This window comes from Paraburkholderia phenazinium (assembly GCF_900142845.1).
GTDB classification, from domain to species: domain Bacteria; phylum Pseudomonadota; class Gammaproteobacteria; order Burkholderiales; family Burkholderiaceae; genus Paraburkholderia; species Paraburkholderia phenazinium_A.
The window spans coordinates 824639-841137 of sequence record NZ_FSRU01000003.1 but is presented as its reverse complement, the minus strand read 5'-3'; the positions used below and the strand labels follow the sequence as shown (position 1 = coordinate 841137).

Annotated in this window: 16 protein-coding genes; 6 read left to right on the top strand and 10 right to left on the bottom strand. The window is 63.7% G+C overall.

Going from position 1 to position 16499, the window contains the following annotated elements:
* The first annotated feature begins 179 nt into the window (after nt 1–179).
* The 4 genes from BUS12_RS37400 to BUS12_RS37385 all read left to right on the top strand — a co-directional run bounded on the left by BUS12_RS37400 (nt 180) and on the right by BUS12_RS37385 (nt 5938).
* On the top strand, nt 180–3188 hold the full coding sequence (locus BUS12_RS37400) for a ribonucleoside-diphosphate reductase subunit alpha (protein ID WP_074302579.1): 3009 nt from the start codon (nt 180–182) through the stop codon (nt 3186–3188).
* Between the two features lie 475 nt (nt 3189–3663).
* Nucleotides 3664–4920: a ribonucleotide-diphosphate reductase subunit beta gene (locus BUS12_RS37395; RefSeq protein ID WP_074302577.1), complete on the top strand. Its 1257-nt coding sequence runs from the start codon at nt 3664–3666 to the stop codon at nt 4918–4920.
* 82 nt (nt 4921–5002) lie between these two features.
* The gene (locus tag BUS12_RS37390) at nt 5003–5320 is read left to right on the top strand and encodes a hypothetical protein (protein ID WP_074302575.1); all 318 of its coding nucleotides are present in this window, start codon (nt 5003–5005) and stop codon (nt 5318–5320) included.
* 30 nt (nt 5321–5350) lie between these two features.
* A complete protein-coding gene (locus BUS12_RS37385; RefSeq protein WP_074302573.1) occupies nt 5351–5938 on the top strand; it encodes a histone H1-like DNA-binding protein in 588 nt (195 codons plus the stop codon).
* 220 nt (nt 5939–6158) lie between these two features.
* Here the strand turns inward: BUS12_RS37385 and BUS12_RS37380 are convergent, their stop codons facing one another.
* From BUS12_RS37380 to BUS12_RS37335, 10 genes are all read right to left on the bottom strand, one after another.
* Complete coding sequence (locus tag BUS12_RS37380; RefSeq protein ID WP_074302571.1) at nt 6159–6635, bottom strand: outer membrane lipoprotein; 477 nt, start codon at nt 6633–6635, stop codon at nt 6159–6161.
* 28 nt (nt 6636–6663) lie between these two features.
* Nucleotides 6664–7602 (bottom strand): carbohydrate kinase family protein, encoded by a 939-nt coding sequence (locus tag BUS12_RS37375; RefSeq protein ID WP_074302569.1) that lies wholly within the window; start codon nt 7600–7602, stop codon nt 6664–6666.
* 111 nt (nt 7603–7713) lie between these two features.
* Nucleotides 7714–8214, bottom strand: a complete 501-nt coding sequence (gene tpx, locus BUS12_RS37370; protein WP_074302567.1) for a thiol peroxidase — start codon at nt 8212–8214, stop codon at nt 7714–7716.
* Between the two features lie 81 nt (nt 8215–8295).
* Nucleotides 8296–9420 (bottom strand): zinc-ribbon and DUF3426 domain-containing protein, encoded by a 1125-nt coding sequence (locus tag BUS12_RS37365; protein ID WP_074302566.1) that lies wholly within the window; start codon nt 9418–9420, stop codon nt 8296–8298.
* A 48-nt stretch (nt 9421–9468) separates the two neighbouring features.
* Entirely contained in the window at nt 9469–10371 is a 903-nt protein-coding gene (gene prmA, locus BUS12_RS37360; protein WP_074302564.1) for a 50S ribosomal protein L11 methyltransferase, read from the bottom strand.
* A 3-nt stretch (nt 10372–10374) separates the two neighbouring features.
* Nucleotides 10375–11742: an acetyl-CoA carboxylase biotin carboxylase subunit gene (gene accC / locus BUS12_RS37355; protein ID WP_074302562.1), complete on the bottom strand. Its 1368-nt coding sequence runs from the start codon at nt 11740–11742 to the stop codon at nt 10375–10377.
* A gap of 107 nt (nt 11743–11849) precedes the next feature.
* Nucleotides 11850–12317 (bottom strand): acetyl-CoA carboxylase biotin carboxyl carrier protein, encoded by a 468-nt coding sequence (gene accB / locus BUS12_RS37350; protein ID WP_074302560.1) that lies wholly within the window; start codon nt 12315–12317, stop codon nt 11850–11852.
* 69 nt (nt 12318–12386) lie between these two features.
* Nucleotides 12387–12842 (bottom strand): type II 3-dehydroquinate dehydratase, encoded by a 456-nt coding sequence (aroQ, locus tag BUS12_RS37345; RefSeq protein ID WP_074302558.1) that lies wholly within the window; start codon nt 12840–12842, stop codon nt 12387–12389.
* A gap of 194 nt (nt 12843–13036) precedes the next feature.
* A complete protein-coding gene (locus BUS12_RS37340; RefSeq protein ID WP_074302555.1) occupies nt 13037–13588 on the bottom strand; it encodes a TlpA family protein disulfide reductase in 552 nt (183 codons plus the stop codon).
* A 10-nt stretch (nt 13589–13598) separates the two neighbouring features.
* Nucleotides 13599–14252 carry a UDP-N-acetylmuramate--alanine ligase gene (locus BUS12_RS37335; protein WP_074302553.1) on the bottom strand — a complete coding sequence of 218 codons (654 nt, stop codon included), beginning with the start codon at nt 14250–14252 and terminating at the stop codon, nt 13599–13601.
* Nucleotides 14253–14448: 196 nt separating this feature from the next.
* On the opposite strand from BUS12_RS37335, the gene mpl reads away from it, so the two are divergent.
* A complete protein-coding gene (gene mpl, locus BUS12_RS37330; protein ID WP_074302551.1) occupies nt 14449–15882 on the top strand; it encodes a UDP-N-acetylmuramate:L-alanyl-gamma-D-glutamyl-meso-diaminopimelate ligase in 1434 nt (477 codons plus the stop codon).
* Nucleotides 15879–16481, top strand: coding sequence for a YqiA/YcfP family alpha/beta fold hydrolase (locus BUS12_RS37325; protein WP_074302549.1), 603 nt, complete (start codon nt 15879–15881; stop codon nt 16479–16481). Before mpl ends, BUS12_RS37325 begins: the two co-directional genes overlap by 4 nt.
* The last annotated feature ends 18 nt before the right edge of the window (nt 16482–16499 follow it).

Sequence of the window (16499 nt, the reverse complement as noted above, 5' to 3'; positions counted from 1 at the left end):
TCGCGACACAGACGATGAAGACCATCAACAAATCGAATTTGGCTTCATCGCTGTCGCATCCCGCCACCGGGCTCAGCCGGTCTCTTTCCTGCACCCCATCGCTTGCGCTCGCGGCGGCGCAGCGTTCGTACTAATCCGCGAATACTCTTCGCACACTTCCAGGACCAGGAGCTTTGCACATGCAAACCACCGATAACGTGACGACCCGGTACGAGGGCGCACCCACTGGCCAGACCTTCGGCCAGGCACAAGGCGCACAGGCGCTCGCGTCGCAAACGAGTTTCGCCGACTACAAGGTGATCCGTCGCAATGGCAGCGTGGTGTCGTTCGAGCCGTCGAAGATCGCCATCGCCGTGACCAAGGCATTCCTGGCCGTCAACGGTGGTCAAGGCGCGGCCTCGGCTCGCGTGCGCGAACTGGTCGAGCAACTCACGCAAAGCGTGGTCCGCGCGCTGCTGCGCAGCCGCCCGAACGGCGGCACCTTCCATATTGAAGACATTCAGGATCAGGTCGAACTCGCGCTGATGCGCGGCGGCGAGCACAACGTCGCGCGCGCCTACGTGCTGTATCGCGAGAAGCGCACCCAGGAACGCGGCCATGACGCGGTGGAAGCGCCGAACGGTTCGCTGGGCCTGAGCGTCACCGACGGCGGCGTGACGCGTCCGCTGGATATGGTGGCGCTGCGCGACATCATCGAATCGGCCTGCGCCAACCTGGGCGATGCGGTGAGCGCCGAGCCGATCGTGGCGGAGACGGTGAAGAACCTGTACGACGGCGTGCCGATGAGCCAGGTCTACGACTCGGCCATCCTCGCTGCGCGCACGATGATCGAAAAGGACCCGGCGTACAGCCAGGTCACCGCCCGCATCCTGCTGCACACCATCCGCCGCGAGATCCTCGAAGAGGAAGTCACGCAGGCTGAAATGGGCACGCGTTACGCCGAGTACTTCCCGACCTTCATCAAGCGCGGCGTGCAAGCCGAGCTGCTCGACGAGAAGCTGCAACAGTACGACCTGAAGCGCCTCGGCGCCGCGCTCGACGCCGACCGCGACCTGCAGTTCGGCTACCTCGGCCTGCAAACGCTGTACGACCGCTACTTCCTGCATAGCGACGGCGTGCGCATCGAAATGCCCCAGGCATTCTTTATGCGTGTGGCGATGGGCCTGGCGCTGAACGAGATCGACCGCGAAGCGCGCGCCATCGAGTTCTACAACGTGCTGTCGAGCTTCGACTTCATGTCGTCCACGCCTACTTTGTTCAACTCGGGCACGCGCCGCTCGCAACTGTCGTCGTGCTATCTGACGACGGTGGACGACGACCTCGACGGCATCTACGAAGCGCTGAAGGAAAACGCGCTGCTGTCGAAGTTCGCCGGCGGCCTCGGCAACGACTGGACGCGCGTGCGTGCCCTCGGCTCGCACATCAAGGGCACCAACGGCAAGTCGCAAGGCGTCGTGCCGTTCCTGAAGGTGGTCAACGACACGGCCGTGGCCGTGAACCAGGGCGGCAAGCGCAAGGGCGCGGTGTGCGCGTACCTGGAATCGTGGCACCTGGACATCGAAGAATTCCTCGAGCTGCGCAAGAACACCGGTGACGACCGTCGCCGTACCCACGACATGAACACGGCGAACTGGATTCCCGACCTGTTCATGAAGCGCGTGCACGAAGGCGCGGACTGGACGCTGTTCTCGCCGTCCACCTGCCCGGATCTGCACGACAAGTTCGGCGCCGAGTTCGAAGCGGCTTACACGGCTTACGAAGACAAGGTCGCCCGCGGCGAGATCAAGCTGTTCAAGAAGATCCCGGCGGCGCAACTGTGGCGCAAGATGCTCGGCATGCTGTTCGAAACCGGCCACCCGTGGATCACGTTCAAGGATCCGTGCAACATCCGTTCGCCGCAGCAGCACGTGGGTGTCGTCCATTCGTCGAACCTTTGCACGGAAATCACGCTGAACACCAGCGACGCCGAAATCGCCGTCTGCAATCTGGGCTCGGTGAACCTGGTCGCCCACCTGAAGGAACAGGCCGACGGCACGCTGGTGCTCGACCACGACAAGCTGAAGCGCACCGTCAGCGTGGCGATGCGCATGCTCGACAACGTGATCGACATCAACTACTACGCGGTCGCCAAGGCGCGTAACTCGAACCTGAAGCACCGTCCGGTGGGCATGGGCATCATGGGCTTCCAGGACTGCCTGCACCTGCTGCGCACGCCGTACGCGTCGGAAGAAGCGGTCAAGTTTGCTGATACGTCGATGGAAGCGGTCTGCTATTACGCCTACTACGCGTCGACCGAGCTGGCCGAAGAGCGCGGCCGCTACTCGAGCTACCGCGGCTCGCTGTGGGATCGCGGCATCCTCCCGCAAGACACGCTGAAGCTGCTGGCCGACGCGCGCGGCGGCTACGTGGAAGTGGATTCGAGCGAGTCGATGGACTGGACGGAGCTGCGTGCGCGCATCGCCACCCACGGCATGCGCAACTCGAACTGCGTGGCGATCGCGCCGACGGCGACGATCTCCAACATCATCGGCGTGTCGGCTTGCATCGAACCGACCTTCCAGAACCTGTATGTGAAGTCGAACCTGTCGGGCGAGTTCACGGTGGTCAACGACTACCTGGTGCGCGACCTGAAGGCGCGCGGCCTGTGGGACGAAGTGATGGTCGCCGACCTGAAGTACTTCGACGGCACGCTCTCGCGCATCGACCGTATCCCGGCCGACCTGCGCGCCATCTACGCCACCGCGTTCGAAGTCGACGCAACGTGGCTGGTCGAAGCGGCCTCGCGTCGCCAGAAGTGGATCGACCAGGCGCAGTCGCTGAACATCTACATGGGCGGCGCGTCGGGCAAGAAGCTCGACGAGGTCTACAAGCTCGCCTGGCTGCGTGGCCTGAAGACCACGTACTACCTCCGCACGATGGCGGCGACCCACGTCGAGAAGTCGACGGTGGCGCACGGCGCGCTGAATGCAGTGAGCTCGGGCGGTAGCGAAGGCTCGGGCGGTGCGGGTGGTGTTGGGGGCGGCGCGGCAGGTGGCTTCGGCATCGCCGGCGGCGCATCGTCCGGCGGTCTGCAAGCGGCAGCAGCGGCGCCGGCGATCGTCGTCGAAGCGGCTCCCGAAGCCGACGGTCCGGTGTGCATGATGCGTCCGGGCGATCCTGGCTTCGACGAGTGCGAGGCTTGCCAGTAACACTCGGGTGTCGATGCCTGGCGTTCGTCGGGCATCGACCGGGCACTTGTCTTGCGCCCGGCAAGCAGCAGTAACCCGCGGCAACACAGATTACCAGGCAACACGAAGCGCTCGACATGAAGCGCTCAGCAAGCGAGCAAGCAAGCGAACCACCCACGCTCGTCCGATCTCACGGCTCATTGAACTTTGCCTTGCTCGTGCGGACGAAACAGCAACAGCCAGGGCAACACACAGAGGCCAGGCAACACCGTTTGCAGTGCATCGAAATCACTTCGACTCGATGCACTCTCGAGAGAGCGAAGCACTTCGACGACACATGTTTTGATCGCTTCACACGAGGCGTCAGAGACAGTCTGTTGACCAAAGTGTTGTATGAAGGTCGCAACGCGAATCGAAAACAGGATTTTTCATCAGCGAACTCTTTTAACGCTCGTGAAAAGATGGTACAAACCGTTCTAAATTGATGGTGACATTTATGCTCAACTGGGATGACGAGATCACTGCCGTAACTCCCTCGAGCGCTACGCAACTGAACGAGTTGCGCAACGCTTCGGGAACGGCTGTCGGTACGCAAGTCGGAACGCGTCCCGCTCTTCACGCTCCCTCGGCTCAGGAAATCTTCGTGAACGACATCGCTGTCGCTCCCGTCGCCGCCCGTGCCGCTACCCAATCTGCCGCTCAAGGAACCGCTGCCGCACTGGCCGCCGTCTCCGAAGCGCGCGTGAATGTCGCCGACAAGCGCATCATCAACGGCCAGACTGACGTCAATCAGCTGGTGCCGTTCAAGTACAAGTGGGCGTGGGAGAAGTATCTGTCCGGTTGCGCGAACCACTGGATGCCGCAGGAAATCAACATGTCCCGCGACATCGCCCTGTGGAAAGACCCGAACGGGCTGACCGAAGACGAGCGCCGCATCGTCAAGCGCAACCTCGGCTTCTTCGTCACGGCAGACTCGCTCGCCGCCAACAACATCGTGCTGGGCACCTACCGCCATATCACGGCGCCCGAATGCCGCCAGTATCTGCTGCGCCAGGCGTTCGAAGAGGCGATCCACACGCACGCTTACCAGTACATCGTCGAATCGCTGGGCCTCGACGAAGGCGAAATCTTCAACGCGTACCACGAGGTTTCCTCGATCCGCGCGAAAGACGAATTCCTGATTCCGTTCATCCACCCGCTGACCGACCCGGCCTTCAAGACCGGCACGCTCGAGACAGACCAGACGCTGCTGCGCTCGCTGATCGTGTTCGCCTGTGTGATGGAAGGGCTGTTCTTCTACGTCGGCTTCACCCAGATTCTGGCGCTTGGTCGCCAGAACAAGATGACGGGCGCCGCGGAACAGTACCAATACATCCTGCGCGACGAGTCGATGCACTGCAATTTCGGCATCGACCTGATCAACCAGATCAAACTCGAAAACCCGCACTTGTGGACGGCTGAGTTCCGCGCGGAAATCCGCGAAATCTTCAAGCAAGCGGTCGACCTCGAATATCGTTACGCAGAAGACACGATGCCGCGCGGGGTGCTCGGCCTCAATGCGTCGATGTTCAAGAGCTATCTGCGCTTCATCTGCAACCGCCGTTGCCAGCAGATCGGTCTCGATCCGCTGTACCCGAACGAGGAAAACCCGTTCCCGTGGATGAGCGAGATGATTGACCTGAAGAAGGAACGCAACTTCTTCGAGACGCGCGTAATCGAATATCAGACTGGCGGCGCACTGTCCTGGGAATGACCGGGCGCGTCGCAGACGACTCATCGATGGGGATGCCGCCGGCAAGGGCCGCGGCAGTTATGGTTAGGAGCAGAACCGCCTGATGCAAAGCGTGCCCGGTGCCTTAGCGGCCCACAAACATGACAGGCACTTTGCGAACCCTTCAGTGGGATGGGCAAACTTCCCCCCGGAAAAAGCCGCTGGCCCGATGGCCGGCGGTTCGATCAAACGATTGCCGGCGTCGAGATCCGACGCTGACTGGACTTGGCGCGCGGTGCCCGATGGCACGGCGCGCCTTACCGTATTCATTAGCGTAAGCGCGCAGCACCTGCGTACGCCGATGAATAGCCCGCTTCGTAGCGCCCGCCTTGAGAAGCGTCCGCGGGAAGCGGGTTTTGACGAAGGGTGTAGTTTGAACTGACTCTCATCTGAAAACCTGAAGGAGAAAATGATGGCAACTGCAAAAAAAGCCGCCGCTAAGAAAGTCGCTGTGAAGAAGGTTGCAGCGAAGAAGGCAGCACCGGCAAAGAAAGTCGCTGCGAAGAAAGTGGCAGTGAAGAAGGTCGCAGCAAAGAAAGTCGCTGTGAAGAAGGTTGCAGCGAAGAAGGCTGCGCCGGCTAAGAAGGTCGCAGCGAAGAAGGTTGCAGCCAAGAAAGTCGCAGTGAAGAAGGTTGCAGCGAAGAAGGCTGCACCGGCCAAGAAGGCAGCTGCGAAGAAAGTTGCAGTGAAGAAGGTTGCAGCGAAGAAGGTTGCCAAGAAGGCAGCACCGGCGAAGAAGGCCGCTGCCAAGAAGGCGCCTGCGAAGAAGGCTGCCAAGGCTCCTGCTGCGAAGAAGGCCGCCAAGGCCCCTGCGAAGAAGGCTGCCAAGGTCCCCGCTGCGCCTGCCAAGAAGGCCGCTGCTCCGAAGAAGGCTGTTGCGAAGAAGGCTGCTCCGGCACCTGCCGCTCCCGCTGCAACGAGCGCAGCACCGGCAGCTACGGTGAAGACCGCGTTGAACCCGGCTGCAGCATGGCCGTTCCCGACCGGCAGCCGTCCGTAATTCGCTGACGAGTCGTTAGGCACATCTCGATGTGTCCGATGATTGAGTAGCCCGTCAGTCTCGCTGCTCAATCACCGTCCCGTCGCTGGGTTTCCGGCGGCGGGATTTTTTTTGCCTGCAGCGTTTGCTCAGGACGAAAAAAAACGCATGCGCAGTGAAGGGCATGCGTGTGAGACTGCCGCTGCGCCGACCTGCGGCGCAAAGCGGCTCAGGGGAACAGCTAGTGCGTAACGCGGGTCACGCCGCCGCTCGACAGCAGCCGCACGCGGTCGCCGGCCTGGAAGATCTCGCCGGTTGCGCTTTGCGTGATGGCGCGGATGTCGCCGTTGTCGAGGCGCACTGTGATCTCGATACCGTCGCGCATCGCGACGCCGTTTTCGACCGCATTGCCGGCCACTGCACCGGCGATACCGCCGATGATGCCTGTGACGATCGAGCCACGCCCGCCGCCGATTGCGCTACCGGCCACTGCGCCCAGGGCGCCGCCGCCGATCGCACCGAGGCCGCTCGGCTGGCCGTTGTTCGAACTGATCTTCACGGCCCGCACGCTGTCGACGGTGCCCATGCGGACCGTTTCTTCGCGCTGCGCTTGCGACGCCGTATAGACGTCCGCCGAGCTGCTGTTATACGCACATCCCGACATAGCCAGCGAACCGACCAGCACAGCAGCTACTACCAGGCGACTTGTTGTTTTCATTCCCTCACTCCAAATTAGCGCTACGGCATTACGACAGGTCGTATCCAAACGCCTGCTTGAACCGTTCGTTGATCTCCGCCCGGGTGGGCGCGTAGTTTTGCGGCCCCTGATGTTCGATCTTGAGCGCGCCCATCAGGCTCGCGAGGCGGCCGGTGGTAGCCCAGCCAAGCTGCTTCTCGATGCCGTAGAGCAGGCCGCCGCGGAAGGCGTCGCCGCAACCGGTGGGGTCGAGCACCTGCCTGGCGGTGACGGCGGGGATGGTTTCCATGCCGCCTGCATGGTGGATTTGCGCCCCATGCTCGCCGAGCGTAATGATCAGTGCATCAACGCGGCTCGCGATTTCTTCGATGGACCAGCCGGTCTTGTCGCTCACCAGTTTGGCTTCGTAATCGTTGACAGCTACGTAAGTGGCAAGTTCAATCATGCGGCGCAGCGTCGCGCCGTCGAACAGCGGCAGACCCTGGCCCGGATCGAAGACGAACGGCACGCCGGCGGCGGCAAGTCGTTCGGAGTGCTGCGTCATGGCGTCGTAGCCGTCCGGTCCCACGATGGCGAGCGTGATGTCTTTCGCCTCGTCTGCGTGGTTCAGGTGTGCCTGCATCATCGCGCCGGGGTGGAAGGCGGTGATCTGGTTGTTTTCCAGATCCGTGGTGATCATCGCCTGCGCGGAGTAGGTGTCCGCCAGCACGAGGACGTGCTCGCGCGAGATGCCGAGCTGGTCGAAGCGGTCCAGATAGAGCTGCGCGTCGACCGCGCCGAGCGCGCCCATGATGCGCGCGTCGCCGCCGAGCAGGTGCAGCGAGTAGCCCATGTTGCCCGCGCAGCCGCCGAACTCGCGGCGCATCGTCGGCACAAGAAAGCTCACGTTGAGGATATGGACCTGCTCGGGCAGGATGTGCTCCCGAAAGCGGCCCTCAAAGGTCATGATGTTGTCGTAGGCGAGCGAGCCGCAAATCAGCGTAGCCAAGATGAGTGGTCCTGTAGAAATCCGAGTGGATAAGAACTTAACAAAGGTAAAGCACCGGACGACGTAAAAGCGCCGCGCACACGGCGCGGCGCAATGACGGACGCGGGTTGCTTACTTCAGCGCGGCAAGCGCTGCGTCGTAGTTCGGCTCGTTCTTGATTTCGCCGACGAGTTCGGCGTGAACCACCTTGTCGTTTTCGTCGATGACGACCACGGCACGTGCCGTCAGGCCCGTCAGCGGGCCGCTCGTGACGTCCACGCCGTAGGCCTGGGCGAACTCATGGCCGCGGAAGGTCGAAGCGGTCAGGACGTTTTCAATGCCTTCGGTGGTGCAGAAGCGCGAGGCCGCGAACGGCAGGTCGCCCGAGACTACGATCACCGCGGTGTTCGACAGCTTGCCGGCCGCTTCGTTGAACTTGCGGGTCGAGGTGGCGCAGGTCGGGGTGTCGAGGCTCGGCACGATGTTCAGCACTTTGCGCTTGCCGGCGAAGTCGGCGAGCGTGACCGGCTTGAGATCCTTGCCGACCAGCGAAAACGCGGCTGCCTTCTGGCCCACGGTCGGGAACGTGCCGGCTACTTCGATCGGGTTGCCACCCAGCGTGACTTGACTCATGTTGTGCTCCGAAAATGTGTCAGGGATTGACGGTGAACGCGCCCGAGGTGCCATGGGCGCGCAAAAAGCTGCAGCTTGTGTTCAGGGATAAAAAATCTGTACGCGGAAATTCGAGGCGACTGCGTTGCCGGTGTCGAGATGCACGATCATGGTCTCCGTCGTGCGCGCCGCGAGACCCGCTGCGATCGGCGTGCCGGGTTTGACGTAGTCCTGCGGCCACAGCACGCGGCGTACGGCGACATTGTTCTGGTCGTCGAGCAGCGTGAGTTCGATGGCCGGATACGCTAGCGCGACGTTATAGCGGTTGCGCAGCGGCATCTTCAGTTCGAGTTTGTGCGGGCCGTCGATCTGCCGCAGGTCGGACGGTTCGACCTGCAGACCGTCGATGTCGTGCGGCGGCATGACGCTGCAGCCGATCTGCGCACAGGCCTGCGCATAGAGCGTTTGCGACTGCGGCCAGTCCACCATGATGGTCTCGCGCTGCCACCAGGCGAGCTGGGCGAGCAGGCCGACCAGCAGAATGAGCGCGACCAGCACGCCGACGATGCGCCAGCCGAGGCGGCGCGGCGGGGCCGCGCGGGTTTCGCGGACCACCGGGAACGGATCGGCTTCGTCTTCGGGCGGATTGACGGCGAAGGGTGTCGCTGCGGCTGCCGTGCCGAAATGCGGTTCGTGGTCCGGGGCACTGCGCAAGGTCGCCGCTGCGGCTTGTGCGTCTTGCAGCGCCGGTTCGTCTTCGAGCGGCTCCGGTTCTGGTTCCGGCTCCGGCTCTGCCGCAAAAACCGGTTCGCGATGCGCGGCGTGGTCTTCGATGCTGGCCGTCGGCAATTCGGGTTCGTCGGCGTGCCGCGGCGTGACGGCGACGCTCGCGGCAACCGGCGCGAGCGGCAGATTGGTGGCGTTGTGCAGCAGCCGGTTGTCGATGGCGGCGTCGGGCGCCGGCGCCCACGGATTCCACGCCTCGGCGCTGAAATCCGGCATCTTCGGCGTGGCATGCGTGCCCGCGATCAGCGCGGCGACGGCTGCGGGGGAAACGGGGGCGGCTGTGGCGAAGTCGGCGCCCTCGGCGGTTTCGTACAGACTGCTCGAGGCGTCGAAGACTTCCTGGCAATGCCCGCAGCGCACCAGGCCACGGCGCAGCGCGAGCTGCGCCGGATCGAGCCGGAAGACCGTTTCGCAGAAAGGACAGCGCGTCGCCAGGAGCATATTGAGCCGATTGGCCGCAGGGCCGTTAGTTGGACAATACGTCTTATTCTAATGGCTTTCCCGACGCGTTCCCGTCAGGCATACCCAACCTTCGTGTTCACGCCATACGGCGATGTCGATCCACTGTTGATAAACCCGCGCCACTTCGTCGGCCTGGCGGGCGAGGATGCCCGACAGCGCAAGCCGTCCGCCCGGCTTGACCTTGGACGACAGCATCGACGCCATCAGCTTGAGCGGATTGGACAGAATGTTGGCGACGACGATATCGAACTCGCCGGCCGGGCAGTCTTCGGGCAGGCCATAGGTGACCTCGGCCCGGTTGCGCTCGCTGTTATGGCGAGCCGATTCGACCGCTTGCGGATCGATGTCGATCCCGTAGACGGGGTTCGCGCCGCACTTCTTCGCGAGGATCGCGAGGATGCCGGAGCCGCAACCGTAGTCGAGCACCGACTGGTTCGCCGCAACCGACTGTTCCAGCCACTCCATGCACAGGCGCGTGGTGGGATGGCTGCCGGTGCCGAAGGCGAGCCCCGGGTCCAGCTCCAGCACCAGGGCGTCAGGGTCCGGCGCATCGTGCCAGGACGGCACGACCCAGATGCGCTCGCCGATCGGAATCGGATCGAACTGCGATTGCGTGAGCCGCACCCAGTCCTGTTCTTCGACGACGCGCGTGCTGAACGTGGGCGCAGGATTCAAGCCCAGTTCGTTCGCGGCCGCCGTCAGCAGGACAGCAGGGTCGTGCTCCGGCGCCAGCAGCGCGATCACGCGCGAGCGTTGCCAGGCCGTGCGGTCGGGCGTGAGACCGGGTTCGCCGAAGAGCGGCTGCTCGTCGGGCGTATCGGCGTCAGCATCCTCCACCGACACGGACAAGGCGCCCAGCTCGAGCAGCGCGTCGGACAACTCCTCCGCGTGCTCGCGAGCCAGCTCGACGATCAGTTCCCGGTAACTCATGGCTTACGCTTCTTCCGGTGCGGCCTGCTGCTTCGCGGCCAGCCGGTTTTCGAGGTAGTGAATGCTGGTGCCGCCCTCGACGAACTTCGCGTCGAGCATCAGCTCGCGGTGCAGCGGGATGTTGGTCTGAATGCCTTCCACCACCATTTCCGACAGCGCGATGCGCATCCGCTTGATGGCCTGCTCGCGGGTTGCGCCGTAAGCGATCAGCTTGCCGATCATCGAATCGTAGTTCGGCGGGACGAAATAGCCGTTGTACGCATGCGAATCGACGCGGATGCCAGGGCCGCCCGGCATATGCCACGACGTCAGGCGTCCCGGCGACGGAGTGAACTTGAACGGATCTTCAGCGTTGATCCGGCATTCGATGGCGTGACCCTTGAACACGATGTCGCGCTGGCGGAAGGCGAGCTTTTCGCCGGCCGCGATGCGGATCTGTTCCTGCACGATGTCGACGCCGGTAATCAGTTCGGTCACCGGATGTTCGACCTGCACGCGCGTGTTCATTTCGATGAAGTAGAACTCGCCGTTTTCGTACAGGAACTCGAACGTACCCGCGCCAAGATAGCCCATCTTCTTGCAGGCGTCCGCGCAACGGTCGCCGATGCGGTCGATCAGGCGGCGTGCAATACCCGGCGCCGGCGCCTCTTCGATCACCTTCTGGTGACGGCGCTGCATCGAGCAGTCGCGCTCGCCCAGCCAGATTGCGTTGCGGAACGAGTCGGCCAGAATCTGGATTTCGATGTGCCGCGGGTTCTCCAGGAATTTCTCCATGTAGACCTGCGGGTTGCCGAAGGCACGGCCGGCTTCTTCGCGCGTCATGTTGACCGCGTTGACGAGCGCCGCTTCCGTGTGGACCACGCGCATGCCGCGGCCACCGCCGCCGCCGGCGGCCTTGATGATGACTGGATAGCCGACCTGGCGGGCAATTTTCACGATCTCTTTCGGATCGTCGGGCAACGCGCCTTCAGAACCCGGCACGCACGGCACGCCGGTCTTGATCATGGTCTGCTTGGCGGTCACCTTATCGCCCATCATCCGGATCGTTTCCGGGCGCGGGCCGATGAAGGTGAAGCCGGACTGCTCGACGCGTTCGGCGAAGTCCGCGTTCTCGGAGAGGAAACCGTAGCCGGGGTGAATCGCTTCGGCGTCGGTGACTTCCGCCGCGCTGATCAGCGCGGGCATGTTCAGGTAGCTCAGGTTGGAAGGCGCCGGGCCGATACAGACGGCCTCGTCGGCGAGCTTCACATACTTGGCTTCCTTGTCGGCTTCGGAATAGACGACGACCGTCTTGACGCCGAGCTCACGGCACGCGCGCTGGATACGGAGCGCGATCTCGCCGCGATTGGCAATAAGAATTTTTTCAAACATAGCGGATTTTCGACTCATCAATGGGCGCCGCGGACGGCCGCCTCAGAGGATCGGTCGCGCACCCCAATCCAACAGGTGCGCGGACGGCAAACGCAAAGCGTGCCGCGTTAGCCGACCACGAACAGCGGCTGGCCGTATTCGACGGCCTGCCCGTTGTCGACGAGGATTTCCTTGACCACGCCGGACTTGTCCGACTCGATTTCGTTGAGCAGCTTCATCGCTTCGATGATGCAGATCGTCTGGCCTTCCTTGACCGTGTCGCCCACCTGGACGAACGGCTCGGCGCCCGGCGACGGCGCACGATAGAACGTGCCGACCATCGGCGAGGTCACCACGTGACCTTGCGGCGCCACCGCGGCAGGCGTTGCCGGCGCGGCGGCCGGGGCTTCTGCGGGCGCACCCGCAACCGGCGCCGGTGCGGCGTACTGCGGAGCGTAGGACGCGGACGGCTGGACGTAAACCGGCGGCGCATTCTTGACGATGCGGACCTTGCCTTCGCCTTCGGTGACTTCCAGTTCCGAAATACCGGACTCGGAGACGAGGTCGATCAGAGTCTTCAGTTTACGTAGATCCATTGGGCATCCCCTTTCAATGCGTGAAGTGCCGGCGGCGCTGCCTGCCGGCCCAGAATAGGTGTGTTGGAATCAGCCGCGTTGCGAGCCGGCGGCGAGCCGGTCGAGCGCGAATTCGAGTGCGTAAAGATATCCCTTCCAGCCGAGGCCGCAAATGACGCCCTCTGCCTGGTCGGAGAAATACGAGTGATGCCGGAACGGTTCGCGACGATGCACGTTCGACAGATGAATCTCGACGAACGGGATGCCGACCCCCGCCAGTGCGTCCCGGACCGCCACGCTGGTGTGCGTGTACGCCGCGGGATTGATCAGAATGAAATCGGTTTTCTCTAGCCGTGCGGACTGGATGCGATCGACCAGCGCCCCCTCGTGGTTGCTCTGGAACGACGCGAGCTCGACGCCGGCGTCCGCTGCGCGGTCGGCCAGCGCCTGATCGATCTGCGGCAGCGTCACGCGACCGTAGACCTCAGGTTCCCGGGTGCCGAGAAGATTGAGGTTGGGGCCGTGCAGTACCAGCAGTCGCGTCATGGTCGCTTCTATTTCCGTGGAATTGGGCGCACTTTAGCGCTGATTAGAGAAACTTGTCTAGTTTCCCGCGCAGCAGGATTGATTCCGGCGGCTTTCGGCGAACTTGCCGGATGCGCATCTTCTCGCAATTTTAGGCAATTTGCGCGCAATCCGGCCCGTTCCGACCACAATTAAAGCTTAGGCGAATGTTAAGTTTACAGGGCGTCGAGCGTCTGTTTCAGCTCTTTCGGCTGGATTTGCCCTAATTTTGTCGACCGAACGTTGCCTTTTGCGTCGATGACGACGGTAAACGGCAGGCCGCCCGCATTATTGCCGAACGCGCGGGCGAGGTCCGCGCCGCCAAAACCGATCACGTAGACCGGGTAGTCGACCGGCACTTTTTGCAGGAAGGCCTTCACGTTCTTGTCCGAATCGACGCCAAGTCCGACGAACTCGATGCCTTTCTTCGCGTATTCGCGATGCAGCTGCGCGAGCGACGGCATTTCCTCGACGCACGGTCCGCACCAGGACGCCCAGAAATTGATCACCACCGGGTGCCCTTTAAGCAGCGCGAGCGACTGCGGCTTGCCGTCGGCATTGGTGACGGGGGCGGCCCACAACTGCGCGACGGCGCCTTGCGGCTGCGGTTGCGCGGCTTGCGCGACATCGACGCCGCTTGCGTTCAGCAGGCCGCGTCCGGCGAAGATGCCGACGCCGGCTGCCAGAATCGCGACGAACCCACTGGCCAGAATCCGCTTGCTCTTCATTGTTGTCCGATCAATTGTTGGGAGTGGGCACGCGGCTCTCGTCGAGCAACGCCTGCACAGCTTGCGCGCTTGCCCGCGCATGGCGGCCGCGGGCGTCGGCGCGCACGGCGCCACGCAAGTCGTCGGTGCCGTACAGCGCGACGTGGATGCCGACCGGATCGGCGCCTTGCGCCTCGCGCTCCGGGCGCCACAGGAAACTCAGCGTCTCCACATAGCCGCGGCCTGCAAAGTGACGGGTCTCCGACACGTCGTATTGCACGTTGGCATTGAGGAAGTAGATGGCGACGTCTTTCGGGTTGTCGCAGAAAGCCTGCAGATACACGTCCGAATGATCGCCCGCCGTGCCGTTCAGTACTGCGCCGGTCAGATACGGGTTGAACGGGGCGAGCCGCTGCATCCAGTCGAGCGCGACGCCGCGCAGGCGGCGCAGGACGACCGGCTGGCTGTCGCCCTGGAAGAGCGACTGGTACTCGCGGATTTCTTCCTCGATCTGGTCGTTATCCGGCAGCCATTCGCCGGCCACGCGGGTTTCCCCGACGACTTGCCGCGCAGCTTTGCGCTTGGCCGTCGAGTAGTCCAGACCGTCCTCGGCGATCATCCGCGCAGCGGCGATGGCGATTTCCTCGCGCACCCGCTGCGGATCGAAATGTGATTTGCGAACCATCTCACAATCATACTAGAGAATGAAGGCGGGCCTTTTGAGGCCTCCCAGGGTCCCGGCGGGCTGCGGCACAGGGCCTCGGCGTAGGGCGATCGAAGGGGCGTCGGTTACAATAGCGTCCTTTGCGGACGGACCTTTTCGGCCCCTCCCGCGCACTTCCTCCTACGCAAAAAGTACGCCCGCGCGGCACCACAGGCTTATGCATATTCACATCCTCGGCATCTGCGGCACGTTCATGGGCGGTCTCGCGGTCCTCGCGCGCGGGGCCGGGCACACGGTCACCGGCTGCGACGCCGGCGTCTATCCGCCCATGAGCACGCAGCTCGAGGCACAAGGCATTCGTCTTATAGAGGGTTACGGCGCGGAGCAGCTCGATCTGAACCCCGATCTGTTTGTGATCGGCAATGTGGTGTCGCGCGGCAATCCTCTGATGGAAGCGATCCTGGACCGCGGACTGCCGTATGTGTCCGGTCCGCAATGGCTCGGCGAGCATGTGCTGAACGGCAAGTGGGTGCTGGCGGTGGCCGGCACGCACGGCAAGACCACCACCAGTTCGATGCTCACCTGGCTGCTCGAAGACGCGGGGCTGAATCCGGGCTTTCTGATCGGCGGCGTGCCGCTGAACTTTGGTGTTTCGGCGCGGCTGACCGATTCGAGCTTCTTTGTGATCGAAGCGGACGAGTACGACACGGCCTTCTTCGACAAGCGCTCGAAGTTCGTCCACTACCGCCCGCGCACGGCGCTTCTGAACAACCTCGAGTTCGATCACGCCGACATTTTCCCCGATCTCGCCGCTATCGAGACGCAGTTCCACCATCTGGTCCGCACCGTGCCGGGCATTGGGCGGATCGTCACGAACGGGCGCGAGGATGCGCTCGAGCGGGTGCTGTCGCGCGGCTGCTGGAGCGAGGTGGAGCGCTTCGGCGTGCAGGGCGGCTGGCAGGCGCTGCCGGCGGAAGACGGCGTGCCGGTCGACGAGCGCTTTGCGGTGTATCACAACGGGGCGCGCGTGGGTGTCGTCGACTGGCAGGTGCAGGGCGAGCACAACCGCATGAACGCGATCGCGGCGATCGCCGCGGCGCGCAGTGTCGGCGTGCCGCCCGCGCAGGCCGCGCAGTCGCTCACGAGCTTTCGCAATGTGAAGCGCCGCATGGAAGTGCGCGGCAGCGTCGACGGCGTGACGGTCTACGACGACTTCGCGCACCATCCCACCGCCATCGAAACGACGGTTGCCGGTCTGCGCACGCGGGTCGGTCGCGAACGTACGCGGATTCTCGCCGTGCTGGAGCCGCGCTCGAACACCATGAAGCTGGGCGTGATGAAGGCGCAATTGCCGGCCAGCCTCGCGGACGCGGACCTCGTGTTCGGCTATGGCGCGCCCACCGGACGCGACGCGCTGGGCTGGGATCTCGGCGAAGCGCTGGCGCCGCTCGGCGACAAGGCTCACGCCTTCGACAATCTCGACGCGCTCGTCAAAGCGGTCGCGGCGGCGGCGCAGCCGGGCGACCAGGTGCTGGTGATGAGCAACGGCGGCTTTGGCGGGGTCCACCAGAAGCTGCTCGATGCGCTCTCGGCGCGACCGGCGGGTGAGGCGCATCCGCATCCGCATTCATCCGCACGGGGCGAGGCGTGATCCTCTATCTGCACGGCTTCCGCTCCTCGCCGAATTCGTTCAAGGCGCGCGTGATGGCGGCGCGCCTGGCCGCGCTGGGCCGCGGTGCCGAATGGTGCTGCCCGATGCTGCCGGTGTCGCCGCTCGAGACCGTCGTGCTGGCCGAATCGCTGGTCGCGGCGGCAGCGCCGCAGCGGGTGACCGTGGTGGGCAGTTCGCTCGGCGGCTATTTCGCCACCCATCTGGCTGAAAAGCACGGCTGGTCGGCGGTGCTGCTGAATCCGGCGGTCGTGCCGCAACGCGATCTCAGTCAGTACCTCGGCGAGCAGCCGCTTTGGCACGGCGGCGGCAGCATCGTCGTCGAGCCGCATCATCTGGACGAATTGCGGGCACTTGGGGTCGCATCGATCACGCGGCCCGAACGCTATTATTTGATGGCGGCCACCGGCGACGAAGTGCTCGATTACCGCGAAATGCTCGCCCACTATCCGGGCGCCCGCACCACGCTGATTGAAGGCAGCGACCACGCAATCAGCGAGTTCGAGCAGTACGTCGACGACGTGCTGGCCTTTTGCGACGCAGAGGATCTGGAACCGCCGGCGCCACGCGCGGCAGCCTGATTCATTGATTCATGCCGC

Bases quoted from the DNA above. Each gene is read 5' to 3' on its own strand.
- BUS12_RS37400 (WP_074302579.1), top strand. From the start codon at position 180: ATGCAAACCACCGATAACGTGACGACCCGGTACGAGGGCGCACCCACT.
- BUS12_RS37395 (WP_074302577.1), top strand. From the start codon at position 3,664: ATGCTCAACTGGGATGACGAGATCACTGCCGTAACTCCCTCGAGCGCT.
- BUS12_RS37390 (WP_074302575.1), top strand. From the start codon at position 5,003: ATGCAAAGCGTGCCCGGTGCCTTAGCGGCCCACAAACATGACAGGCAC.
- BUS12_RS37385 (WP_074302573.1), top strand. From the start codon at position 5,351: ATGGCAACTGCAAAAAAAGCCGCCGCTAAGAAAGTCGCTGTGAAGAAG.
- BUS12_RS37380 (WP_074302571.1), bottom strand. From the start codon at position 6,635: ATGAAAACAACAAGTCGCCTGGTAGTAGCTGCTGTGCTGGTCGGTTCG.
- tpx (WP_074302567.1), bottom strand. From the start codon at position 8,214: ATGAGTCAAGTCACGCTGGGTGGCAACCCGATCGAAGTAGCCGGCACG.
- BUS12_RS37365 (WP_074302566.1), bottom strand. From the start codon at position 9,420: ATGCTCCTGGCGACGCGCTGTCCTTTCTGCGAAACGGTCTTCCGGCTC.
- prmA (WP_074302564.1), bottom strand. From the start codon at position 10,371: ATGAGTTACCGGGAACTGATCGTCGAGCTGGCTCGCGAGCACGCGGAG.
- accC (WP_074302562.1), bottom strand. From the start codon at position 11,742: ATGTTTGAAAAAATTCTTATTGCCAATCGCGGCGAGATCGCGCTCCGT.
- accB (WP_074302560.1), bottom strand. From the start codon at position 12,317: ATGGATCTACGTAAACTGAAGACTCTGATCGACCTCGTCTCCGAGTCC.
- aroQ (WP_074302558.1), bottom strand. From the start codon at position 12,842: ATGACGCGACTGCTGGTACTGCACGGCCCCAACCTCAATCTTCTCGGC.
- BUS12_RS37340 (WP_074302555.1), bottom strand. From the start codon at position 13,588: ATGAAGAGCAAGCGGATTCTGGCCAGTGGGTTCGTCGCGATTCTGGCA.
- BUS12_RS37335 (WP_074302553.1), bottom strand. From the start codon at position 14,252: ATGGTTCGCAAATCACATTTCGATCCGCAGCGGGTGCGCGAGGAAATC.
- mpl (WP_074302551.1), top strand. From the start codon at position 14,449: ATGCATATTCACATCCTCGGCATCTGCGGCACGTTCATGGGCGGTCTC.